Annotated in this window: 22 protein-coding genes; 1 reads left to right on the forward strand and 21 read right to left on the reverse strand. The window is 73.0% G+C overall.

From position 1 onward, the window contains the following. Positions 1-56 precede the first annotated feature (56 nt). From JOE63_RS16285 to JOE63_RS16310, 6 genes are all read right to left on the reverse strand, one after another. Positions 57-1,358: an ABC transporter substrate-binding protein gene (locus tag JOE63_RS16285; protein ID WP_204542617.1), complete on the reverse strand. Its 1,302-nt coding sequence runs from the start codon at positions 1,356-1,358 to the stop codon at positions 57-59. A gap of 71 nt (positions 1,359-1,429) precedes the next feature. Beyond that, positions 1,430-2,485 (reverse strand): LacI family DNA-binding transcriptional regulator, encoded by a 1,056-nt coding sequence (locus JOE63_RS16290; RefSeq protein WP_204542619.1) that lies wholly within the window; start codon positions 2,483-2,485, stop codon positions 1,430-1,432. A 380-nt stretch (positions 2,486-2,865) separates the two neighbouring features. Beyond that, a complete protein-coding gene (locus JOE63_RS16295; protein ID WP_204542621.1) occupies positions 2,866-4,143 on the reverse strand; it encodes an N-acetylglucosamine-6-phosphate deacetylase in 1,278 nt (425 codons plus the stop codon). Positions 4,144-4,223: 80 nt separating this feature from the next. After that, a complete protein-coding gene (locus JOE63_RS16300; RefSeq protein ID WP_204542623.1) occupies positions 4,224-4,745 on the reverse strand; it encodes a DUF1990 family protein in 522 nt (173 codons plus the stop codon). Continuing rightward, positions 4,742-5,761: a YndJ family transporter gene (locus JOE63_RS16305; protein WP_204542625.1), complete on the reverse strand. Its 1,020-nt coding sequence runs from the start codon at positions 5,759-5,761 to the stop codon at positions 4,742-4,744. Before JOE63_RS16305 ends, JOE63_RS16300 begins: the two co-directional genes overlap by 4 nt. Beyond that, the gene (locus JOE63_RS16310; RefSeq protein ID WP_204542627.1) at positions 5,758-6,489 is read right to left on the reverse strand and encodes a TetR/AcrR family transcriptional regulator; all 732 of its coding nucleotides are present in this window, start codon (positions 6,487-6,489) and stop codon (positions 5,758-5,760) included. Before JOE63_RS16310 ends, JOE63_RS16305 begins: the two co-directional genes overlap by 4 nt. Positions 6,490-6,674: 185 nt before the next feature. Between JOE63_RS16310 and JOE63_RS16315 the strand changes: the two genes are divergently transcribed. Further along, complete coding sequence (locus JOE63_RS16315; RefSeq protein ID WP_204542629.1) at positions 6,675-10,055, forward strand: MGH1-like glycoside hydrolase domain-containing protein; 3,381 nt, start codon at positions 6,675-6,677, stop codon at positions 10,053-10,055. Positions 10,056-10,180: 125 nt separating this feature from the next. Here JOE63_RS16315 and nucS read toward each other — a convergent pair whose 3' ends face one another. The 15 genes from nucS to prfA form a co-directional block, all read right to left on the reverse strand. Then, the gene (nucS, locus tag JOE63_RS16320) at positions 10,181-10,876 is read right to left on the reverse strand and encodes an endonuclease NucS (protein WP_204542631.1); all 696 of its coding nucleotides are present in this window, start codon (positions 10,874-10,876) and stop codon (positions 10,181-10,183) included. A 64-nt stretch (positions 10,877-10,940) separates the two neighbouring features. After that, positions 10,941-11,357 (reverse strand): DUF2550 domain-containing protein, encoded by a 417-nt coding sequence (locus JOE63_RS16325; RefSeq protein WP_047232904.1) that lies wholly within the window; start codon positions 11,355-11,357, stop codon positions 10,941-10,943. 13 nt (positions 11,358-11,370) lie between these two features. Then, entirely contained in the window at positions 11,371-11,637 is a 267-nt protein-coding gene (locus tag JOE63_RS16330) for a F0F1 ATP synthase subunit epsilon (RefSeq protein ID WP_087469516.1), read from the reverse strand. A gap of 133 nt (positions 11,638-11,770) precedes the next feature. Next, positions 11,771-13,252 (reverse strand): F0F1 ATP synthase subunit beta, encoded by a 1,482-nt coding sequence (gene atpD, locus JOE63_RS16335; protein ID WP_204542633.1) that lies wholly within the window; start codon positions 13,250-13,252, stop codon positions 11,771-11,773. 91 nt (positions 13,253-13,343) lie between these two features. Then, positions 13,344-14,240, reverse strand: coding sequence for a F0F1 ATP synthase subunit gamma (locus JOE63_RS16340; RefSeq protein WP_087469518.1), 897 nt, complete (start codon positions 14,238-14,240; stop codon positions 13,344-13,346). A 2-nt stretch (positions 14,241-14,242) separates the two neighbouring features. Beyond that, on the reverse strand, positions 14,243-15,874 hold the full coding sequence (gene atpA, locus JOE63_RS16345; RefSeq protein ID WP_087469519.1) for a F0F1 ATP synthase subunit alpha: 1,632 nt from the start codon (positions 15,872-15,874) through the stop codon (positions 14,243-14,245). Between the two features lie 109 nt (positions 15,875-15,983). After that, the gene (locus JOE63_RS16350; protein WP_087469520.1) at positions 15,984-16,799 is read right to left on the reverse strand and encodes a F0F1 ATP synthase subunit delta; all 816 of its coding nucleotides are present in this window, start codon (positions 16,797-16,799) and stop codon (positions 15,984-15,986) included. Continuing rightward, a complete protein-coding gene (locus tag JOE63_RS16355; protein WP_087469521.1) occupies positions 16,799-17,401 on the reverse strand; it encodes a F0F1 ATP synthase subunit B in 603 nt (200 codons plus the stop codon). Before JOE63_RS16355 ends, JOE63_RS16350 begins: the two co-directional genes overlap by 1 nt. Continuing rightward, positions 17,401-17,628, reverse strand: coding sequence for an ATP synthase F0 subunit C (locus JOE63_RS16360; protein ID WP_024839300.1), 228 nt, complete (start codon positions 17,626-17,628; stop codon positions 17,401-17,403). The genes JOE63_RS16355 and JOE63_RS16360 overlap by 1 nt, the downstream gene beginning before the upstream one ends. Before the next feature lie 108 nt (positions 17,629-17,736). Beyond that, positions 17,737-18,594 carry a F0F1 ATP synthase subunit A gene (gene atpB / locus JOE63_RS16365; RefSeq protein ID WP_087469522.1) on the reverse strand — a complete coding sequence of 286 codons (858 nt, stop codon included), beginning with the start codon at positions 18,592-18,594 and terminating at the stop codon, positions 17,737-17,739. Positions 18,595-18,758: 164 nt separating this feature from the next. After that, positions 18,759-19,295 (reverse strand): hypothetical protein, encoded by a 537-nt coding sequence (locus JOE63_RS16370; RefSeq protein ID WP_239576729.1) that lies wholly within the window; start codon positions 19,293-19,295, stop codon positions 18,759-18,761. Beyond that, positions 19,292-20,545 carry an MraY family glycosyltransferase gene (locus JOE63_RS16375; protein ID WP_087469523.1) on the reverse strand — a complete coding sequence of 418 codons (1,254 nt, stop codon included), beginning with the start codon at positions 20,543-20,545 and terminating at the stop codon, positions 19,292-19,294. The genes JOE63_RS16370 and JOE63_RS16375 overlap by 4 nt, the downstream gene beginning before the upstream one ends. Beyond that, entirely contained in the window at positions 20,542-21,270 is a 729-nt protein-coding gene (locus tag JOE63_RS16380; RefSeq protein WP_087469524.1) for an L-threonylcarbamoyladenylate synthase, read from the reverse strand. The genes JOE63_RS16375 and JOE63_RS16380 overlap by 4 nt, the downstream gene beginning before the upstream one ends. After that, complete coding sequence (gene prmC / locus JOE63_RS16385; RefSeq protein WP_087469525.1) at positions 21,267-22,256, reverse strand: peptide chain release factor N(5)-glutamine methyltransferase; 990 nt, start codon at positions 22,254-22,256, stop codon at positions 21,267-21,269. Before prmC ends, JOE63_RS16380 begins: the two co-directional genes overlap by 4 nt. Further along, positions 22,249-23,352, reverse strand: a complete 1,104-nt coding sequence (prfA, locus tag JOE63_RS16390; RefSeq protein ID WP_087472461.1) for a peptide chain release factor 1 — start codon at positions 23,350-23,352, stop codon at positions 22,249-22,251. Before prfA ends, prmC begins: the two co-directional genes overlap by 8 nt. Between the last annotated feature and the right edge of the window lie 103 nt (positions 23,353-23,455).

Raw genomic sequence — 23,455 nt, forward strand, 5'->3', positions numbered from 1 at the left:
GGGCCGGCCGGGGCGATCCTGGGATCGGCCCCGACCGGCCGGGCACGTGCGTCCGCTCAGCTGTCGAGCAGGTCCGCCTTGCCGTCCACGTACGCGGACTCGAGGCCGTCGAGCACCTCGGTCGGCGACTTCGACTGGTTGATGAGCGACTGGAGCTCGCTGACGATCACGTCGTAGTAGCCGGGCACGGGCCAGTCGGGGTAGAACGCCAGACCGTCGTCGTCGAGGATCGCCTGGAAGTTCTCGGTGAGCTGCTGCGTGCGCTCGTCCGTGATGACGGACGCGTCACCGGCGACGGGGAGGCCGCCCTTCTCCGCGAGGATGTTCTGCACCTCGGGGCGCAGCGTGATGTCGATGAACTCCTCGGCGAGGTCGGGCGAGTCCGCGTTCGCGGGGACGACCCAGAGGTTGCCGGACGAGCCGACCTGGAGCGTGTTGCCGGGGAAGTTGAACTGGCCCCAGTCGGCGTCCATCTCCTCGACGATGCGGCCGAACCACCACGAGCCCGAGACCATCATCGGGTAGGTGCCGTTGATGAAGGAGACGCCCATGTCCTCGGCCGTGAGGGCCGCGGAGTCGGACGCGACGTAGCCGTCCTTGATCCAGGAGTCGAGCTTCTCGGTGGCCTGCGTCATCTCCGGGCCGTGGAAGTCGGGGTCGCCGTCGAAGAGCTGGTACTGGTCGACGAAGTCGCGCTCGGAGTTCGCGAGCACGAGCTCGTACCAGAGCTGGCCCATCGGGTACTCGGCACCGGCCTCGGCGAGCGGCGTCACGCCCTGGGCCTTGAACGCCTGCATGACGGTCTCGAGCTCCTCGAGCGTCGTCGGCACCTCGAGCCCGTACTGGGCGAACATGTCCTTGTTGTAGTAGACCTGCACGAACTCGCCGTAGTTCGGGACGCCGTACCACTCGCCCGAGCCCATGAGGCCCTGGTCGTCGTAGGTCGCGGTCGTCTGGAGCGAGCCGCTGAGCTTCTCGTCCCAGCCGCGCTCGGTCGCCGCGTCGGTGAGCGGGGTCAGCAGGCCCTGCGCGGAGAGCTGGCCGGCGGTCGCGTTGCCCTTGTTGTACTCCATGACGTCGGGCACGTCGTCGCCGGTGAGCACGATCTTGGCGTTCTTCTGGATCTGCTCGAACGTCTGCTTCTCGACGACGACGTCGACGTCGGGGTTCTCCTCCTCGAAGATCTCGATCGCCTTGGCCCATGCCTGGCCCATGGCGGAGTCCTCGTTCTCGTAGTGCCAGATCGTCAGGGTCTGGTCGTCGGACCCGCCGCTGCCGCCGGAGCTCCCGCACGCCGCGAGGGCGAGTGGGAGCGCTACCACGGCAGCGACGAGCGAGATCTTCCGGGATCGCAGCATGTGCGTGTCCTCCTCATCGAGTTCCGGCGCTGGAGCCGGAGGGTGACCGGGGCGTCGCCCGGTCGGTCGGGTCAGCGAGCCTCGGGCTCGCGGTCGTCGTCGTCCGGGGACCGGCCGGCCGCGGGGGCGACGCTGCTGCCGGTTTCGAGGACGCACGGGATGAGCACGTTCGGCGTGCTCGGACGGGAGCCGTCCACGAGGGACAGCAGCTTCTGCACACCCAGGCGGCCGAGCTCGGCCCCGGGCGCGTGCATCGTGGTCAGCGGCGGGTTGCTCATCTCCCCGACGCCGGGCGACGTGACGATCGACAGGATCGACATGTCCGCGGGGATCGCGACGCCGCGCTGCTGAAGCTCGGCGACGACGCCGAACGTCGCGATCTCGTTCATGGTGACGAAGGCCGTCAGACGGGGCTCGCGATCGAGAAGCGTCGCGACCGCGTCGCGGCCCGCGCGCGGGGACTCGTCGACGCGCAGCGCGACCGGCTCGAGCCCGCGGCGACGCATCGCCGCCTCGAAGCCCTCCTCGGCGCGGAACGTCGGCGCGTAGCCGTCGTCCGCCGTCGCCTGCGAGTGGTTGACGAGCGCCACGTGCCGGTGCCCCAGGTCGACGAGGTGCTGGACCGCGTCGTCCGTCGTGCGCTCGAAGTCGATGTCCACCGACGGCCGGTCCGTCACGTCGCGCGTGCGGCCGATCATCGTGTACGGCACCCCGGCCTCGTCGAGCACGTCGACGCGGTCGTCGTCGAGCGCGACCTCCATGAGCAGGACGCCGTCCGCCATCCCCTGGCGCACGAGGTCGCGGATCTCCGAGGCCTGGGTCGTGCGGAAGGGCCACAGCACGAGGTGGTACCCGTTCTCGCGCGCCGTCTCCGCCGCGGACGAGACGAACTCGGCGACCGTGCCGCCGAGGCCCTTCTCCATCGCGGGGTAGATCAGCGCGAGCACGTGGCTGCGGCGCGACGCGAGCCCGCGGGCCATGGCGTTGGGCTGGTAGCCGAGCTCGGCCATGGCGTCCTCGATACGGCGACGCGTCTCGTCGGAGACGGGACGGGTCCCGGACAGCGCGTAGGACACCGTGCTCAGCGAGACCTGCGCGCGTCGCGCCACGTCCTGCATCGTCGCCATCGTCACCACTCCCCTGTGGTCCGGTCCGCCGCCTCGGCCGTCGAAGCGCTTCGTCGAAACGCATCGTCGAAGCGCTTCGTTGTTACGAGTATTGGATGAACAAATGACGAGAGTCAAGCCCGCGGAGCAAGAACGCGCTCTCTGGTTGGCGGCGCCCGAGCCGACCTGCGACGACGTCGGGGTGGATTCGAAACCCGTCGAACCGCCGAACCCGGGGACATGGGTGGGTTCGGTCCCCCAGATCGCCCGAGACCCCGGGTTCGCCGAGCCTCCCCGTCCGATCGAACCCGGGGTCGCCCCTCATGGGACGGGCTGGGTGAGGAGCGACCCCGGGTTCGGCGGGTGCGGTCGGCGGCGCGACGGGTGCGGGCGCGGGCGGGTCAGTGCGCGAGGTCGACCGGGTCGCCCGCGCGCAGGACCTCGCGCACGCGCAGGTCGGCGTCCGTCACGACGACGTCGGCGCGGCGGCCCGCGACGAGGCCCCCGCGGTCGTCGAGGCCGAGCACGCCCGCCGGGGTCCACGACGCCGCGCGGACGGCGTCGACCAGCGGCACGCCGGCCTCGACGGTCTCGCGCACGACGTCGAGCAGGTGGTACGTGCCGCCCGCGATGGACCCGCCCTCGGTGAGCCGCGCGACGCCGTGCGCGACGGTCACGCGCATCGGCCCGAGCTCGTAGGCGCCGTCGGCCATGCCCGCGGCGGCCATCGCGTCGGTGACGAGCGCGACGGCGTCCGGCCCGGCGACGGCGCCGTCGGCACCGACGTGCGACCCCACGAGCTCGACGACGCTGCGGATCGTGCCGTGCGCGAGGTGCGTGCCGTCGGCCACGAGCTCGACGACCAGCTCGCCGCGCGCGGCCGCCGCGAGGCACGCCGCGACGGGGCCGGGCTCACGGTGGTGCAGGGGGCGCATGCCGTTGAACAGGTGGGTCGCGGTGAGCCGCGCGCCGGGCCGACCGGCGGCCGCGAGCGCCGCGACACCGGCCGCGATCGCTGCCTCGGTCTGCTCGGTGCTCGCGTCGGTGTGCCCGATCGACGGGAGCGCCCCGACCTCGACGAGGGTCTCGATCACTCCCCCGGCGCCGACGACGCCCGGCACCTCGGGCGCGACCGTCATGGTCCGCAGGTACCCGCGCGCCGCGCCCGCGATCGCGCGCACGAGCTCCGGGTCGCCCTCGAGCATGTCGTGCGGGTTCTGCGCGCCGCAGCGCACCTCGGAGAGGAACGGGCCCTCGAGGTGGATGCCGACGATCTCGCCCGCGTCGGCGAGGTCCGCGAGGTTCGCGGTGCGCTCGAGCAGGACGTCGCGCGGCGCGGTGACGAGCGACGCGACGAGGCTCGTCGTGCCGTGGCGCAGGTGCTCGCGCGCGGCGACGCGCGCCTCGTCGACGCTCGTCGCGTCCGGGAAGCTCGACCCGCCGCCGCCGTGGTCGTGGACGTCGACGAGGCCCGGGAGCAGCGTCGCGCCGTCGCCCGCGGGCAGGTCGGCGTAGCCGGCGTCCGCGGCCTGCGCGCGGGTCCCGACCCACGCGACGAGCCCGTCCTGCAGGGCCACGACGCCGTCGTCGAGCACTCCCGTCGGGGTGACGACGCGACCCACGAGGACTCGCGCGGTGCCGGGCTGCTGGTCGGGACGAGGGCTGCGGGCGTCGGTCATGGGCCCATTCTGGCGCACTTCGTACACCTGGCGTGCAAACTCGTGCGGCCGTGGACGCGCGGGGGTCGGGAGGCGAGACGTCAGCGGTCGCGCGAGGCGAGGAGCCGCTTCGCGCCGCGGCCGAGGTGCAGGGCGAAGAGCCGCTGGAACGTCGGCACCGCGAACGCGAGCGGACGCACCCACCACAGCACCGGGCGGCTGAACACGTCGATGCTCCACCACAGGTCCCCTGCGTCGTCGCGCTCGACGGCGAAGCGCTCCTCGCCCACGAACGCGTGCCCGGGCAGGGTGCCGTACCCGAACGCGACCCGGCGCTCGGACCGCTCGACCCACACGATCTCGCACGGCTCGTGCAGCCGCAGCCGCCCGACGCCGAGCAGCGTGGTCACACGCGCACCGGGCTCGGCAACCGGAGCCTCGGTCTCGAGCCGCACGCGCGCCGCGGCGTGCACGCGCCACGTGAGGAGCTGCTCGCCGAGCCACGCGAGGTCGTCGGGCGTGCGCGGCCGGTCGGTGAGCCGACGGCGCACGTGCAGGTGGCGATACCCCGTGGGCCAGGTGTCGGTGCGGGTCGCGCCGACCTCCGGGTACGTGAACGTCATGCCGCACTCCCCTCCGGGGCCCGTCCGGGCCCGTGTCTCCTGCCTTGTCCCGCGTGGCCGTGCTCCGCCTCGCCCGTGCCCTCCACCTCCTGCGGGAGCACCGGCCGGGCCGCGAGGACCCGCAGCCCGAGGAGGGTGCAGAGCACGAACCCGAGCGCGTTCGCGACGCCGTGCGTCGCCGCCATGACGTCGAGGCTCGGGTGCGCGAACCCGAGCGCCTCGCCCGCTGCCCACCACAGCGCGAGCAGCATCGACAGCCCGACCACGACCGCACCCGTGCCGAGCAGCACCCGGGCGCCCGCCGTGCTCGCCGGGCTCCCGGGACCCGCGGGGTGCGCGTCGTCGGCCGGGTGCGCCGGACCGGTGGGCCGCGCGAGCGAGCGGACCGCCGCGGCCGCCGTCGCCCACAGGGCGAGCGTGAGCGCCCCCGCGCCGACGAGCTCGGCCACGTCGCCGACGAAGTAGCCGGCGAGCACGAGCACCGTCCCGACCGGCACGCCCCACGCGCCGGCCACCGCGAGCCGGTCGGTGACCGCGAGGTGCGCGACCGTGCCCGCCACCAGTGCCGCGCCGAACCCGGCGTAGAGCATGTGCGGGACCGTGAGCGCGAGATACGTCCCGGAGAACCCGAGGAGCCCCCACCCGGCACGCTCGGCGACCAGCGCGCTCGCTCCGACCGCCGGCATGACCAGCGCGGTCGCGGCCGCCGCGCGCGAGGCACGACCCGCCGCGGTGACCCGCCCGTCGCGGACGTCGCGCACCGTGCGCACCGCCAGACGCGCGCCGGTGCCGGCGAGCACGACGGTCGCCGCCGCGAAGACGAGCGCGAGGAGGACGGACACGGTGCCGTGCGGGAGCACGACGGCCGCGGCCCCCGCGACTCCCGCGAGGGGCCACGCCACGCTGCGCGCCGCGGGGACGACGTCGGGCCCCAGGAGCCGGAGGCCGAGCGGCAGGACCACGACCATGCCGAGGACGACCAGGCCCGAGACGAGGGCCGCGCCGGCGGGGCTCACGCGCCCACCTCCGGCTCGCCTGCGCGCTCGCGGGCCGCATCCTCCGGAGGCGACGCCCCGGGCGTTCCCGGGTGGACCGCGCGCACGAGGCGCAGCGCGTCGTCGACCACGCCGCGCGCGACGGGGAGCCGGGACAGCCGGACGAGGCTGCCGACGAGCGAGGCCCCGCCGTCGACGAGCCGGCGCGTGCGCGCGAACCCGGGCGAGGTGTCGTGGACCCAGAACAGGGTGATGCCGAGCTGGGCCAGCCACAGCAGCTCGGGGAGCTGCGGGCGCAGCCGCTCGGGGACGCGCGTCGACGTCCCGGCGACGACCTGCTCGAACAGGTCGCGCGCGAGGTCACGCGAGACGGCGGAGGCCGCGGAGAAGGGGCTCGCGTCCGAGCCCGGGCGGATCGCGACGGACACGAACTCACCGCCGAACGCGTGGAAGGGAGCGAACGCGTCGACCGACGCCCCCCAGACGCCGCGCAGCCGGTCGGCGAGCGAGCCGCCCGCGGCGAGCACGGATGCGGCGCGCGCGGCGTGCTCGCGCTGCACCTCGAGGTAGAGCTCCTGGACGAGCGCGTCCTTGGACGGGAAGTGGTAGTAGGCGTTCCCGGTGCTCACGCCCGCCTCGGCGGCGACGGCGCGCATGGTCGTGCGCTCGTACCCGACGTCGCGCAGCATCCGGACCGCGACGTCGCGCAGGTGCGCGCGCGTGCGCTCGGACTTCGGTGTCGCGCTCATGCGACCGCGCCGTTTTTGAACATGTTCAAAAACTACCACGGGGAGCAGCAGGCCCGCACGAGGGGGTCCACACCCGGCGCCTGTTGTTTTCTGTTCGCTCTTGTGGGAATCTGTGCCCGACAGCGCAGTCACGTCCCCGTGCCCTGGACCACGGGGGACCCGCTCTTCGACGACGAAGGACACGCATGCGACGACCACGCTCGACGGGCGCCCTGGCGCTCGCCTCCGGCCTCCTGGCCCTCGCCCTCGCGGCCCCGGCGGTCGCGGCGACGCCGCCGACCCCTGCGGCCGCTCCGGCCACCTCCCCGGGGGCAGCGACCGACGACCCGACGACGCCCCTCGACCGGCCCGAGGTCGGGCCCGGGACGTCCTTCGTCGACGTCCGCGAGAAGCTCGACGGCTACGCCGACCCCGACTGGTATGCGGCCAACGTCCCGGTCGTCGACCTCCCCGACGCGGACGCCGAGGCGGTCTACTACTACCGCTGGCGCGTGCTCAAGGAGCACCTGCGCTACACCGAGCCCGGCACGGGCTGGGTGCTCACGGAGTTCCTCGACTGCTGCGGCTACGCCGCGCCGTACCAGGCCATCAACGCCGCGGCGGGCCACCAGCTCGCCGAGGGCCGCTGGCTGCGCGACCAGCGCTACCTCGACGACTACGAGGACTACTGGCTCACCGGCCCCGGCCAGATCGAGCCCGCGCAGAACCCCGAGGCGGCCGACTGGGCGCACCAGTACTCGTTCTGGGCCGTGTCCGCGATCGTCGAGCGCGCGAAGGTCACCGGGAACCTCGACCGTCTCCGCGCGCTCCAGCCCGAGCTGGAGACCTTCGTCGAGGACTGGGGGAACCAGTTCGACGCCGAGCTCGGGCTCTACTGGCAGACGCCCGAGTACGACGCCAAGGAGAGCTCGCCCGCGTCGTACGTGACCGACCGCGACTACGCCGGTCGCCACACGTTCCGGCCGTCGATCAACGCCTACCTCTACGGCGACATGCTCGCGCTCGTCGAGGTCGCGACGCTGAACGGCGACGACGCGACCGCGACGGAGTACCGCGACCGTGCCGCCGCGCTGCGCGAGGCCGTGGACACCTACCTCTGGGACGACGAGCGCGACTTCTTCTACGACGTCGTGGACTGGGAGAACCCGGACCACGAGCGGCTGCGCGACCGGCTCGACGTCGGGTTCGTGCCGTGGAAGTTCGGCCTCGCCTCGCCGGAGCAGGCGGTCGCCCTCGACCAGCTCCTCGACCCGCAGGGGTTCGCGGCGCCGTACGGCCCGACGGTGACCGAGCGCCGCTCCCCCGACTTCTGGCGCTCGTCCGACCAGGGCTGCTGCAAGTGGGACGGGCCGTCGTGGCCGTTCTCGACGTCGCTCACGCTCGACGGCGTCGCGACCGCGCTGCGCGACGACGCCGCGGGCGACCTCACGCGCGCGGACTACCTCGACCTGTTCGACACCTACGTCCGCACGCAGTTCCGCGACGGCGAGCCGTACGTCGCCGAGGCGCACCACCCCGACGAGGACCGCTGGATCTACGACGGGAACAACCACTCCGAGGACTACCTGCACTCCAGCTACGTGGACCTCGTGCTCCAGGACCTCCTCGGCCTCCAGCCGCAGTCCGACGACTCGCTCGTGCTCGACCCGCTCGTGCCCGCCGACTGGGACTGGTTCGCCGCGGAGAACGTGCCGTACCACGGGCGCAACGTCACGGTCCTGTTCGACCGTGACGGCTCGCGCTACGGGGCCGGCGCGGGCCTGCGCGTCTACGTCGACGGCGAGCAGGTGCTGCACGCCGACACCGACGCGGTCGCCGAGGGTGCCGACCCGGTCGAGGTGCCGGTGCCGAGCGGCGACCCGCAGCGCCTCCCCCACGTGGTCAACACGTCGGCGAACCCGCTCCGGAACGCCTACCCGCGCCCCGTCGCGTCGTACACGTGGCGGTACGACGACGCGTGGCGGGTCCTCGACGGCAAGGTCTGGTACGACGAGGTGCCGCAGAACACGCGCTGGTCCAACTACTCCTCGCCGAACGCCCGCGACTGGGTAGGCGTCGAGCTCGCCGAGCCGACGACGATCGGCGACGTCCGCTTCCACGGCTACCAGGACGCCGACGCCGTCCAGCCCGCCGCCGGCTACGAGCTCGAGTACTGGGACGGCGCGGCCTGGCAGGTCGTCCCCGACCAGACGCGCGTGCCCGAGCAGCCCGTCGGCAACGGCCTCAACCGCATCACGTTCCCGCCGCTCGAGACGACGAGCTACCGCGTCACGTTCGACGCCGCGCCCGGGAAGTCCGTCGGGGTGACCGAGCTCGAGTCGTGGAGCCCCGTGTCACGGGCCGTCTCAGCGCGCGTCGAGGCCGCCGAGCCCGCCGTCGGGCGTGCCTCGCGCGTGGACGTGACCGTGTCGACGCGCGCGGACGCCGTGACGGGCGTCGAGGTCGCGCCCGATCTCCCGGCCGGCTGGACGGCCGTCGCCGTGGGCGAGGCGGGCCCGCTCGACCTCGGGGCGTGGGACCGCGCGACCCGCTCGTGGGACGTCACGCCCGGGCCCGACGCCGTCCCCGGCAGCGAGGCCCGGATCGGCGCCGTCGCGCGCTGGGGCGACGCGGGGGGCGCCGAGGAGGCGCGCGCGACCACGACCGCCCGGCTCGCGTTCGACCCCTCCTGGTACGACGACGTCGTCCTGCACGACGACTTCGACGCCGACACGACCGCGGACTGGACGACGCTGCAGCCCTCCGGCGAGGCGCTGCCCGCCCTCGCGGCCGGGGACGGGACGCTCGCCGCGACCGGCGACGCGCGCTACTGGGGGCTGTACGGGCACCGCACGGCCCGCGCGACGTCGTCGTCCGTGGTGGTCGCGGAGATCGGCGCGTTCTCCGGCGCGGGGACGCAGGAGGACTCGCTGTTCCTCGGCCTCGCGGCCGCGGACCGCACCTACGCGCTCGCATGGTTCAACCACACGAACGTCGCATCCGGCCTCGACTACGTCGGGGGCGCGGACGGGTCGTCGCCGTACTTCGGCATCCGGGGCTACGGCCCCGGCGACCGGATCGCGCTCCAGGTGGACGGCGCGCGCGTCGACGTGTTCGCCGAGGAGGACGGCGAGTGGACCTGGTACGGCGGCACGACGACCGGCGGCGCGCTCGACACGTCCGACCCCGACGTGCTCGCCGGGCTCCTGCCGACGATCGGCTTCCGGGCCGACCGCGGCACCGTGAGCATCGCCTCGTTCGAGGTGCGCTCCCGGTCCGTCGGGACGCCCGCGCCCCAGGTCGACGTCACCGCCGTCCCGCGCTGCCTCGCCGGCACGGCGTACGTCGCGGTCCGGGCGGCGTACGTCGGGACGGGCGGCGCCGGGGCGGGCGACCCGGTGGACGTCGAGCTCGTGACGCCGTTCGGGTCGCGCACGGTCACGGGCGTCGCCCCGGGCGCCAACGCCTACCAGTCGTTCTCCGCGCGCGCCACGTCGCTCGCGGCGGGCACGGCGACCGTCCGGGTGACCGACGCCGCGGGGACGGCCACCGAGCACGCGGCCCCGTTCCCGGCGACCACGTGCTGATCGGTCGGCCGAGCCCACGGCCCTGACCCGCACGACCAGGCGGTCGTGGCCCTTCCCCGCTGCGGGACGGGCCACGACCGCCTGGTCGTGCGGGTCGGCGGCTCTCGCGCGAGAAGACCCGCGCGTCAGAAGAGGCGGGAGTCCACGTCGTCCACGCCGCGCATCGCGTCGTAGTCGAGCACGAGGCAGCCGATCCCCCGGTCGGTCGCGAGCACGCGCGCCTGGGGCTTGATCTCCTGCGCGGCGAACACGCCGCGCACGGGTGCCAGGAGCGGGTCCCGGTTGAGCAGCTCGAGGTAGCGCGTGAGCTGCTCGACCCCGTCGATGTCGCCCCGGCGCTTGATCTCGACGGCGACCGTCGCGCCGCTCGCGTCCTTGGCGAGGATGTCCACGGGGCCGATCGCGGTCGGGTACTCGCGGCGCACGAGCGTGTGGCCCGAGCCGAGCAGCTCGATCTGCGCGGCGAGCATCTCCTGGAGGTGCGCCTCGACGCCGTCCTTGACGAGGCCCGGGTCGATGCCGAGCTCGTGGGAGCTGTCGTGCTGGACCTCATGGAGCTCGATCTCGAGGCGGTCGTCGCTCTTGGCGTGCTGCACGGCCCAGACCTCGGTCACGCCGCGCTCGCGCGCCTCCTCGGACGGCTCGCGCACCGCGAGCGTGCACGGGGGGCTCATCCAGTTGAGCGGCTTGTACGACCCGCCGTCGGAGTGCAGCAGCACGCTCCCGTCGGCCTTGACGATGAGCACGCGCGTCGCGAGCGGCAGGTGCGCCGAGAGACGGCCGGTGTAGCGGGCGGAGCAGCGGGCGACGACGAGACGCACGGGGCAGGTCCTCCGGGTCGGTGGTAGGCGGTCCGGGACGTGGCGTCAGCCCACGGGCGACGCCTCAGACGACGACGTCGCGCCGGCCGGGGGGCGCGGCCTCCAGCCACGAGGCGAGTCCCTCGTACGCGGCGCGCGACATCGTGAGCTCGAAGTCCTGGCCGTGGTAGCGGCACCGGACGAGGTAGGTGTCGGGGCCGTCTCCGACGAACGGCTCGCGGCCCGCGATGACGAGGTCGTAGCGCGACCACGTCCGGGCGGGGCGGATCGACACCGACCACAGCCGCCACCAGTCGATGCGGCCGACGCCGTAGTGCGCGATGCCCGCGACCCAGGGCGCGCCGGCAGCGCCCGCGCGGCGCGCGCCGCACTCGAACGAGCCGACGCGGTGGGACAGGGCCCGCAGACGCCACGCCCCCAGCCCGATCGCGAGAAGGACGAGGACGAGCAGTCCGATCGCGAGCCAGGCCAGGGGCGTCATGGTCGTGCGAGGGTCAGCGGGCCGGTACGGACTCGACCGAGTCCGCGACGATCGTGACCTGGTTGGAGTCGACGGAGAGGAACCCTCCGCTGACGTGCACGTCGAGGGTCTCGCCCTCGGCGACGATGCGCACCGAGCCCTCGCGCAGCACGGAGAGCAGGGGAGAGTGGTCCGCGAGGATGCCGATCTCACCGTCTGCCGCAGGGGCCGTGACCCGCTGCGCGCGGCCTGACCAGATCTTGCGGTCCGCCGCCACGAGGTCGACGTTCAGCTGTGCCACGGGAACTCCTTCATGGGCGGTTCAAGCCCGGCGTGGTGTCCGGGACGACGCCCGGCCCGCATGACGCGGACCGGGTCCGGGTGCGACGCCCGCGGGGCCGGGCCGAGCGGCCCGGCCCCGCGTGTGCGTCGGATCAGGCGCCGTACTCCTGCTGGATGCGCGCCCAGTTGCGCTCGAGGTCCTCGAGGCCGCCGATGTTGAAGAACGCCTGCTCGGCGATGTGGTCGAACTCGCCGTCCGCGATCTTCTTGAACGCCTCGATGGTCTCGCTCAGCGGGACGGTCGAGCCCACGACACCGGTGAACTTCTCGGCCATGTAGGTGTTCTGGGAGAGGAACTGCTGGATACGACGCGCACGCGCGACGACCGTCTTGTCCTCCTCCGAGAGCTCGTCGACACCGAGGATCGCGATGATGTCCTGGAGCTCCTTGTTGCGCTGCAGGATCGACTTCACGCGCGTCGCGACGTCGTAGTGCTCCTGGCCCACGTAGCGCGGGTCGAGGATGCGGCTCGTCGACGCGAGCGGGTCCACCGCGGGGTACAGACCGCGCGAGGCGATCTCACGGGAGAGCTCCGTCGTCGCGTCGAGGTGCGCGAACGTCGTCGCCGGCGCCGGGTCGGTGTAGTCGTCTGCGGGCACGTAGATCGCCTGGAGCGACGTGATCGAGTGACCACGCGTCGAGGTGATGCGCTCCTGGAGCAGCCCCATCTCGTCCGCGAGGTTCGGCTGGTAGCCCACCGCGGACGGCATGCGGCCGAGCAGCGTCGACACCTCGGAACCCGCCTGCGTGAAGCGGAAGATGTTGTCGATGAACAGGAGGACGTCCTGCTTCTTCACGTCGCGGAAGTACTCCGCCATCGTCAGCGCGGAGAGCGCGACGCGAAGACGCGTGCCCGGGGGCTCGTCCATCTGGCCGAAGACGAGCGCCGTCTTGTCGAAGACGCCGGCCTCCTCCATCTCGACGATGAGGTCGTTGCCCTCACGCGTGCGCTCGCCGACGCCGGCGAACACGGACACACCGCCGTGGTCCTGCGCGACGCGCTGGATCATCTCCTGGATGAGGACCGTCTTGCCGACGCCCGCACCACCGAAGAGGCCGATCTTCCCACCCTGGACGTACGGGGTGAGGAGGTCGATGACCTTGATGCCCGTCTCGAACATCGTGGTCTTCGACTCGAGCTGGTCGAACGCCGGGGGCTTGCGGTGGATCGGCCAGCGCTCGGTGATCTCGACGGTCTCGCCGGGAGCCCCGTTGAGCACGTCGCCCGTGACGTTGAAGACCTTGCCCTTGGTGACGTCGCCGACGGGCACGCTGATCGGCGCGCCGGTGTCGGTGACGTGGGCGCCGCGGACGAGGCCGTCCGTCGGCTTGAGGGCGATGGCGCGGACGAGCGAGTCACCCAGGTGCTGGGCGACCTCGAGCGTGAGCGTGAACGACTTCTCGCCCTCGCCCTGCGACGAGAGGTCGATCTCGACGGTCAGCGCGTTGTAGATGTCGGGGATCGCGTCCGCCGGGAACTCGATGTCCACGACGGGGCCGATCACACGAGCGACCCGGCCCACGCCGGGACCGCTGGAGTGCTCGACCTGTGCTTCCACGGTGGTGGCGGTCATTGCTGGCCTCGCTTCGCAGTGCCGGAGTGGTCCCCGGCGGTGTCGGTCAGGATGTCGGTGATGGTGCTGGCCGCGCGGGCCGTGCGGCCCGTCATGACGCCGCCAGGGCGTCGGCACCCGAGACGATCTCGCTGATCTCCTGGGTGATGTCCGCCTGACGCGCCTGGTTCGCCAGCCGCGTGTAGTTGCGGATGAGGTCCTCCGCGTTGTCCGTCGCCGTGTGCATCGCCCGCTGACGTGCCGCGAGCTCGGACGCCGCCGCCTCGAGGAGGCAGCTGAAGATCCGGCTGCGCACGTAGCGCGGGAGCAGCTCGTCGAGCACGGCCTCGGGCGAGGGCTCGAAGTCGTACAGCGGGAGCACGTCGTGCTTGCCCGCCGGTGCGACGCCCTCGACGACCTCGAGCGGGAGCATCCGCACGACGCGCGGGCGCTGCGTGACCATGTTGACGAACTGCGTGTAGACGATGTGCAGCTCGCTCACGCCGCCCTCGGCCACCGGCGCGAGGAACGCCCCGAGCAGGGCGTCCGCGATCTCGCCCGCGACCTCGGAGTTCGGCGCGTCCGACCCGTACGACCACGAGCCGGCGAGCTCGCGCCCGCGGAACGTGTAGTACGTGATGGCACGACGGCCCGCACCGTAGAGCGCGACCTCCTTGCCCTCGGCCACGAGACGCTCGACGAGGCGCTCCGTCTCGCGGATGATCGACGCCGAGTAGGCACCGGCCATGCCGCGATCGGAGGCCACGACGAGCACCGCCACGCGGTTCGTGTCCGTGCGCTCGCTCGTCAGCGGGTGCTTCGTCGACGTGTGCGTCGCGACGGCCGACACGGCCCGGGTGATCGCCCGGGCGTACGGCGCCGCGGCCGCGGTGCGGTCGCGCGCCTTGCCGATGCGCGACGCGGCGATGAGCTCCTGCGCGCGGAACATCTTCTTGAGCGACTGCGTCGACTTGATCCGCTGCTTGTAGACGCGCTGGGATCCGGCCATCGTCAGGCCCTCTTCTGCCGGACGATCTGCTCCTGCTCGATCTCCGTCTCGGCCTCGTCCTCGGTGTCCCCACCGACGAGCGGCGTGCCGTCGCCCGTGAGGAAGCCGGAGCGGAACACGTCGACCGCCGAGGAGAGCTGGGCCTCGGTCTCGTCCGACAGCTTGCCGGTCTCCGCGATCGTCGACAGGACGTCCGTGTTGCGGCGCAGGTGGTCGAGCAGCTCGGACTCGAAGCGACGCACGTCCTCGACCGGGACGTCGTCGATCTTGCCCTTGGTGCCGGCCCAGATCGACGCGACCTGGTCCTCGACCGGGTACGGCGAGTACTGGCCCTGCTTGAGCAGCTCCATGAGGGCCGCGCCGCGCTTCAGCTGGCCGCGAGAGGCCGCGTCGAGGTCGGACGCGAACATCGCGAACGCCTCGAGCGAACGGAACTGCGCGAGCTCGAGCTTCAGCGTGCCGGAGACCTGCTTCATCGCCTTGACCTGTGCGGCACCACCGACGCGGGACACCGAGATGCCGACGTCGACGGCAGGGCGCTGGTCGGCGTTGAACAGGTCCGACTGGAGGAAGATCTGGCCGTCGGTGATGGAGATGACGTTCGTCGGGATGTACGCCGAGACGTCGTTCCCCTTGGTCTCGATGACCGGCAGGCCCGTCATCGAGCCGGCGCCGAGCTCGTCCGAGAGCTTCGCGCAACGCTCGAGCAGGCGGGAGTGCAGGTAGAAGACGTCACCGGGGTACGCCTCGCGGCCCGGCGGGCGGCGCAGCAGGAGCGACACGGCACGGTAGGCCTCGGCCTGCTTCGACAGGTCGTCGAACACGATGAGGACGTGCTTGCCGCCGTACATCCAGTGCTGGCCGATGGCCGAGCCGGTGTACGGGGCGAGGTACTTGAAGCCCGCCGGGTCGGACGCGGGGGCCGCGACGATGGTCGTGTACTCGAGCGCGCCCGCCTCCTCGAGCGCGCCGCGCACGGCCGCGATCGTGGAGCCCTTCTGGCCGATGGCGACGTAGATGCAGCGGACCTGCTTCTCGGGGTCGCCCGACTCCCAGTTGGCCTTCTGGTTGATGATCGTGTCGATCGCGATCGCCGTCTTGCCCGTCTGGCGGTCACCGATGATCAGCTGGCGCTGGCCGCGGCCGATCGGGATCATCGAGTCGATCGCCTTGAGACCGGTCTGCAGCGGCTCGTGGACCGACTTGCGGTCCATGACGCCGGGCGCCTGGAGCTCGAGGGCGCGACGGCCCTCGGTGGCGACCTCGCCCAGGCCGTCGATCGGGTTGCCCAGCGGGTCGACGACGCGACCGAGGTAGCCGTCGCCGACGGCGACGGAGAGGACCTCGCCCGTCCGGCGGACCTCCTGGCCCTCCTCGATGCCGGTGAACTCGCCGAGGACGACGACACCGATCTCGCGGACGTCGAGGGTGAGGGCGAGACCCAGGGTCCCGTCCTCGAAGCGCAGCAGCTCGTTGGCCATCGCGCCCGGCAGACCCTCGACCTGGGCGATGCCGTCGGCGGCCAGGGTGACCCGGCCCACCTCCTCGGACACGGCGCCCTCGGGCTCGTAGGACTTCACGAAGCTGTCCAGAGCGGCCCGGATCTCCTCCGGCCGGATCGTCAGCTCAGCCATTGCTCTTCTCCTGTCGTGGCCGCACCTCGTGGTTCGGGTGCGGTCGAACGTTTGTCGGTTGTGCGGCCGGTGGCCGGCAGGACGGTCGTCGGTCGGAAGGGTCGGCTCGTCAGCTCACGAGGCGTCGGCGCGCGTCGGCGAGCCGGGAGAGCACGGTGGAGTCCACGACGTCGGCGCCCACCTGGACGCGCAGCCCGCCCAGCACGGCCGGGTCCACCGTCACGTTGAGCTGCACGGCGCGCCCGTACGCGCGCTCGAGCAGTCCCGCGAGGCGGTCGAGCTGCGCCTGCGTGAGCACCGTGCCCGACGTGACCGAGGCGACGAGGCGCTGGCGACGCTCGGCCGCGATCTCCCCGATCCAGCCCAGCGTCGGGACGAACCGGCGACCGCGCAGCGCGCGCGTCGCGTGGACGGCGAGCACCTCGGTGACGCGGTCGACCTTGCCGTCGAGGAGCGCGTGCACGAACGCCGCGCGCCGCTCGGGAGCGGTCGTGTCGTCGGAGAGGACCTGCCGCGCCTCGCGCTGCCCGACGAGCGCGCGCGAGGTCCGGAACAGCTCGTCCTCGACCTTCTCCAGCGCACCGCGGGCCTCGGCCGACGCGAGGACCGCGTCCAGGCCCAGTCGCTCGGTCGCGTCCGCGAGGTCGCCCTCGCGGGTCCAGCGGGACCGGACCAGGCCGGACACGAGGTCCACGACCCGACCGTCGAAGCCCGACGCGAGGACCGCGGACACGAGGGCCGCCTTGTCCGCGCCGGACCGCGACGGGTCAGCGAGCGAGCGCCGCAGCGGCGCCGACTCGTCGAGCGCCGCGGTGACCGCGAAGAGCTGCTCACCCAGCGCGAGCGCGCCCTCGCCCGCCGAGCGCAGGACCGGCTCGAACCGGTCCCGCGCCTGCGTGAGGGACTCGCCGCTCGTTCCGCGCATCAGCGCTCCTCGGCAGCCGTGCCCGCCGCGCTCGCCGCCGCGGGACCCGCGGCCTCGAGCTCGTCGAGGAACCGGTCGACGACGCGGCTCTGGCGCGCCGAGTCGGCGAGCGACTCGCCGACGATCTTCGAGGCGAGCTCCGTCGCGAGCAGACCGACGTCGTTGCGCAGCGAGACCGCGGCCTGCTGACGCTCGGCCTCGATCTGGCGGTGCGCCGTCTCGACGATGCGCGCGGCGTCGTCGGACGCCTTGGTCCGCAGGTCGGCCACGATGGCGCCGCCCTCGGCACGCGCCTCCTCGCGGATCTTCGCGGCCTCGGCCCGAGCCTCCTGGAGCTGCTGGTGGTACTCGGCCAGCGCCGCCGCGGCCTCGGCCTGGGCGGACTCGGCCTTGGCGAGCCCGCCCTCGATCTTCGCGGTGCGCTCGTCGAGGATGGCCTGGAACTTGGGCAGGACCGCCTTGTAGAAGACGATCGCGATGACGACCATGATGACGGTCGACCAGAGCAGGTCGTACCCGGCCGGCAGGAAGAGCTCGATGCCCTCGTGCTCCTCGCCCGTCTCCGCCGCGATGGTGAGCGCGGCGTCAGCCAGCGCCGTCATCAGAACAGGAAGCCGGCGACGAGACCCAGCAGCGCGAGCACCTCGACGAACGCGACACCGATGAACATCGTCGCGCGGAGCTGCCCGGCGACCTCGGGCTGGCGGGCCATGCCCTCGATGGTCTTGCCGATCAGGATGCCGAGGCCGATGCCCGGGCCGATCGCGGCGAGGCCGTAACCGACGGTGCCGATGTTGCCGGTGACCTCAGCGAGAGTGGTGACGTCCACGATTGCTCGTTCCTTCCGTTGGGCGCCCGACCGGATGACCGGGCGTCGCGTTGGTGCTGCGCTTGATGGTGTGTCTGGTGGAGCGGAGTCGGTGCACGACCCGGGGGGTCAGTGCTCCTCCTCGAGCGACATGTTGATGTACACGGCGGCGAGGAGCGCGAAGATGTAGGCCTGCAGGAAGGCCACGAGGATCTCGAACAGCGTGATCGCGAAACCGCCGGCGAACGTCAGGACGCCGAACGCCTTCATGGCGGGGACCGCCTCGAAGACGAAGTACTGCGTCGCCGCGAAGCAGAGCACGAGCATGATGTGCCCGGCGATCATGTTGGCCGCGAGTCGGATCGCCAGCGAGGCGGGCCGGATGATGAGGATCTGCAGGAGCTCGATCGGCGTCACGATCAGGTAGATCGGCGCCGGCACCCCCGGGGGGAAGAGACTGTTCTTCAGGTAGCCGCCGAGGCCGTGCTTCTTGATGCCGACCGCCCAGTAGGCGACGAACACCCAGAGGGCGAGCACGATCGGCAGGCCGATGCGCGAGGTCCCCGCCAGGTTGAGGCCCGGGATGACGCTCGTGATGTTGAACGCGAGGACGGAGAAGAAGATCGTCGCGATCATCGGGACGAAGCGCTTGGCGTTCTCCTTCCCCATGATCTCCTCGACGATCTGCACCCGCACGAAGTCGATGAGCATCTCGAGGGCGTTCTGGAGCCGACCGGGCACGAGCCGCGCGCGGCGCGCACCGGCGACGAAGATCGCCAGCAGGACGATCGTCGCGACGATGCGGATGATCCAGATCCGGTCGATCTGGAAGATCGTGTCCTCGAAGAGGATGGCCGGAGGGAAGAAGTCGGCGATCGACGGCGCGTGGAAGCCACTCTCGCCCTCGGAAGCAGCGAGGAGCACGGGGGTCGCAAGCGTGGACAGGGTGGACTCCCAATGGTCGTGTGGTCCCGGCAGCCAGCACATTGTTGTGGGCACGCCGTCGGACCTGGCCGTCATGGATTCGCCAGTAGCCTAACGCATGGATCGGCATGGTCCCGCCGATCCTGGCCTGCTTGTGACTTTTTGCTCATGCGAGCGGGACGCGGTTCCTGGTAGTACGACGCGGCCGCCCCGCACGGAGCTCCAGGTCAGCGTTCGGCAGGTTCCACGTAGGGGATCCGGCCGCGGCTCACGGCCCGGTAGTCGAGGACGGCGGAACCGATCACGCCGACGAGCAGGACGCCCGCGAACACCCACCGGTCGTAGAAGTCCATGCCGCGCAGCACCACGAGGACCGCGATGAGCACGACCATCTTCGCGAGCCAGCTCCCCATGACCACGGCCGCGGTGGTCGTCGGGCTCGCGTCGACGGTCCGCAGCATGACCCACACGGTGGTCGCGGAGAAGACCAGGGCCACGCCCACGCCGAGCAGGGCGCCCCAGACCCCCGGGAGCCCTGACACCAGCGCCCCGATCGCGACCCCGAGGACGGTGAGCGCGCCCAGGAGCACGAGGACGTCCCGCAGCGCCCTGCGGAACACGACGCGCACGGCCTGCCCCTGCGACCCGAGCGTAGGTTCGGCAGCCGTGCCGCCGGCGTGCTCGTCGGCACCCTCGGCGGACGGACGGGCGACTTCTGACCCCGCGTCGTCCGGGCGTGCGGGCTCGGGCTGGCTGGTCGTCATCTCAGGGCTTCCTTCGGCGGGGTGGGGACGGCGGGCGCCGAGGGGGCGGCCGTCTCGGGCGGGACGTCGTCGGAGGTGGTCGCGAGCGGCACGGACGCGGTGGAGGTCGCGGCGTCGTCGTCGAGGAACCGGCCGCGCGTGCGCAGCGGGCCGAGCGTGAGGACGGCGGAGACCAGGACGGCGCCGGCGAGGCCGACGGCCACGCCGTGCCAGTGCCACTGGACGAGCGCGACCGCGGCGAACGCGAACACGGCCGTCCAGACGTAGAGGATGAGGACGGCGCGCCGGTGCGAGTGCCCGATCGCGAGCATCCGGTGGTGCAGGTGCATGCGGTCCGGGTGGAACGGCGACTTCCCGCGCGCGACCCGGCGCACGACCGCCATGCCCATGTCGAGCAGGGGCAGGAGGATCACCGCGAGCGGCAGCAGGATCGGGATGAACGCCGGGATCTGCTGGGCGCCGGAGAGCGCGTCGGTCTCGATCTTGCCGGTCACGACGATGGCCGCGGCGGACATGACGAGCCCGAGGACCATCGAGCCCGAGTCCCCCATGAAGATGCGCGCGGGATGGAAGTTGTGCGGCAGGAAGCCGACGCAGACGCCCACGAGCGCGGCGATCACGAGGGTCGCGAGGCTCGAGTAGTCGTCGGCGCTCGCCTTCTGCGTGAGCACGTACGAGTAGACGAAGAACGCCGTGCCGCCGATCGCGACGAGCCCGGCGGCGAGCCCGTCCAGGCCGTCGACGAAGTTGACCGCGTTCATCGCGACGACCACCACGAGGATCGTCGCGGCGAGCTGGAGGCGCGAGGACCAGATGAGCTGCTGGTCGCCGATCCCGAGGGGAAGGCGGTACAGGACGACGCCCTGCGTCGCCATCAGCCCGGCCGCGAGCACCTGGCCCGCGAGCTTCGTCATCCAGTCGAGGTCCCAGATGTCGTCGGCGATCCCGAGCAGGCAGACGATCGCCGCCCCGCCCACGATCCCCCAGATCCTCGGGTCGGCCACGAGCCGGCCCGCGACCTCGCCCACGAACACGCTCTCGAGGAACGGCATCTGCGACGCGAAGACCACCGCCACCACGAGGCCCAGCAGCATGGCGAGCCCGCCGAGCCGGGGGGTCGGGATCGTGTGGACGTCGCGGTCGCGCACGGCGGTGATCGCGCCGGTGCGCAGCGCGACCCAGCGCGCGAAGGGCGTCGTGAGGAACGTCACCACGGCGGCGACGAGCATCACGAGCAGGTAGACCCTCACCCGCCGTTCGCCTCCGGCTCCCCGGCGTCGTCGGAGGTGGGAGCGTCGGAGGTCGCGGCGGCGGGCGGGTCGTCCGGCGCGTCGTCGGGGCCGGCGACGTCCGCGACCTCACGGAGCCGGTCGAGCGTGACCGCACCCTGGCGCACGACGCGCAGCGTGTCCGAGGTCGCGTCGACGATGGTCGACGCCACCCCGCCGGGCGCCGTCCCCCCGTCGAGGTAGACCGCCACCGGGTCCCCGAGCTGCTCCCGCGCGTCCTCGACGTCGAGGGCCGCGGGTCTGCCGGTCGCGTTCGCCGAGGACACCGCGAGCGGGCCCGTGCGGCGCAGGAGCGCGAGCGCGGCCGGGTGGTCGGGCATGCGCAGCGCGACGGTCCCGTGCGTCTCCCCCAGGTCCCACGCGAGCGAGGGCTGGGCGCGCAGGATGATCGTGAAGCCGCCGGGCCAGAAGGCCTCGACGAGGCGGCGCGCGGCGTCGGGCACGTCCGTGGCGAGGCCGTCGAGCGTGCGCGCGTCCGGCACGAGCACGGGCGGGGGCATCTGCCGGCCCCGGCCCTTGGCCGCGAGGAGCGCGGCGACGGCCTCCGCGTCGAAGGCGTCGGCGCCGATGCCGTAGACGGTGTCGGTGGGCAGCACGACGAGGCCACCGCGGGAGATCGCGTTGACCGCCTCGTCGATGCCGGCGCCCCAGGTGTTCGGGTCGGTCACGGGGTGGACGGAGCTCACGGGTCCATCCTTCCACGCCCACGGGCGGGCTCCGGGTCGTCGGCGGGCTCCGGCCCTGATCGCCGGGCCACGACCATGCGGTCGCGTCCCGTGAGGTCGGCGACGGTGCGGACGTCGACGAACGCGCCGGTCGCCGCGACCATGTCCCGCGCGGCCTCCGCCTGGACCTCGGCGTGCTCCATGACGTAGAGACCGCCGGGGCGCAGGAGCCGCGCGGCCGCGGTGGTGATCCCCCGCGGCACCTCGAGACCGTCCGGCCCGAGGCCGTAGAGCGCCACGCCGGGGTCGTGGTCGGCCACCTCGGGGTCGCGCGGGACGGCACCGGGGGGCACGTACGGCGGGTTGGACACGACGACGTCGACCGTGCCGTCGAGACCGCCGTCGTCGACGCCCCCGGCGAGCGCCGTGCGGGCGTCGCCCCGCACCAGGTGCACGACGGCGCCGCCCGCCTCGCGCGCGGCGGTCACGTTCCGCTCCGCCCAGGCGTGGGCGGACGCGTCGAGCTCGACCGCGTGCACGTCGGTCCCGGCGACCTCCGTCGCGACGGCGAGCGCGATCGCCCCCGAGCCGGTGCACAGGTCGACGACGGTCGCGCGTCCTGCTCCGGCCACGACCGCCCGGGCCTCGTCGACGGCGACCTGCGCGACCTGCTCGGTCTCGGGCCGCGGGACGAAGACACCCGGCCCGACGGCGAGCTCGAGGTGCCGGAACGGCGCGGTGCCCACCAGGTGCTGGAGCGGCACGCGTTGCGCGCGCCGGGTGACGAGCTCGGTGAGGGCCGGCACGACGTCGTCCGGGACGGGCGTGCCGAGGATAGCGCGACGCGCCACGTCGCTCCGGGGCACCGTGAGGGCGTGGGCGAGCAGGAGCTCGGCGTCCGCGCGCGCCGAGGGCACCCCGGTGGCGTCCAGGACGGCCGTCGCCCAGCGCAGCCAGGCGGAGGTGGGGGCGTCCGACGGCGGGGTCGGACCGACCGGCTCAGGCATCGGCGGCGCTCGCGAGGCGCGCGGCCTCGTCGGCCTCGACCGCGGAGCGCACGACCGGGTCGAGGTCGCCGTCGAGCACCTGGTCGAGGTTGTACGCCTTGTAGCCGGTGCGGTGGTCCGCGATGCGGTTCTCCGGGAAGTTGTACGTGCGGATGCGCTCGGAGCGGTCCACGGTCCGGACCTGGGAGCGGCGCAGGTCGGCGGCCTCCGCGGCCGCGGCCTCCTGCTGGGCGGCGAGCAGGCGCGCGCGCAGCACGCGCATGGCCTGCTCGCGGTTCTGGAGCTGGGACTTCTCGTTCTGCATCGACACGACGATGCCCGTGGGCAGGTGGGTGATGCGCACGGCGGAGTCGGTCGTGTTGACGGACTGCCCGCCGGGCCCCGACGAGCGGTACACGTCGATGCGCAGGTCGTTGGGGTCGATCTCGACCTCGCCCGCGTCCTCCACCTCGGGGAAGACGAGCACGCCGGCCGCGGAGGTGTGGATCCGGCCCTGCGACTCGGTCACCGGCACGCGCTGGACGCGGTGCACGCCGCCCTCGTACTTGAGGTTCGCCCAGACGCCGTCGGCGGGGTCGGTCGGCGTGCTGCGCGCCTTGACCGCGACCTGGACGTCCTTGAAGCCGCCGAGGTCGGAGTCGGTCGACTCGAGGACCTCGGTCTTCCAGCCGCGGCGCTCCGCGTACCGCAGGTACATGCGCAGCAGGTCCCCGGCGAACAGCGCCGACTCCTCGCCCCCCTCACCGGCCTTGATCTCGAGGATGACGTCGCGGCCGTCGTCCGGGTCGCGCGGGACGAGCACGCGGCGCAGGCGCTCGCGCGTCTCCTCCTCGGCGGCGCGCAGGCCGGGGAGCTCCGCGGCGAACGCGTCGCCGTCCTCGCCGCCCAGGGCTGCGAGCTCGGCGGCCGCCTCCGCGTCGCCGCTCGCCTCCCGCCACGCGCGGTACGCGCCGACGACCTGGTTCAGCTCGGCGTAGCGCCGCCCGAGCGTGCGCGCGCGACCCGCGTCGGCGTGGACGGCGGGGTCGGCGAGCTGGGCCTCGATGTCGGCATGCTCGGCCAGCAGCGGCTGGACGGCGGCGAACGACTCGGTCACGGACGGCTCCTCGGTGACGGGCGGGTCGCGGTCGTCGGCACGGGGCACGACCGCGCGAGGATCGGGAGGATCGCTCGGGCAAAGCAACAGCGCCGGTGGTCCG

Origin of the sequence: Cellulosimicrobium cellulans (genome assembly GCF_016907755.1) — a bacterium.
Taxonomy (GTDB): Bacteria; Actinomycetota; Actinomycetes; order Actinomycetales; family Cellulomonadaceae; genus Cellulosimicrobium; species Cellulosimicrobium cellulans_D.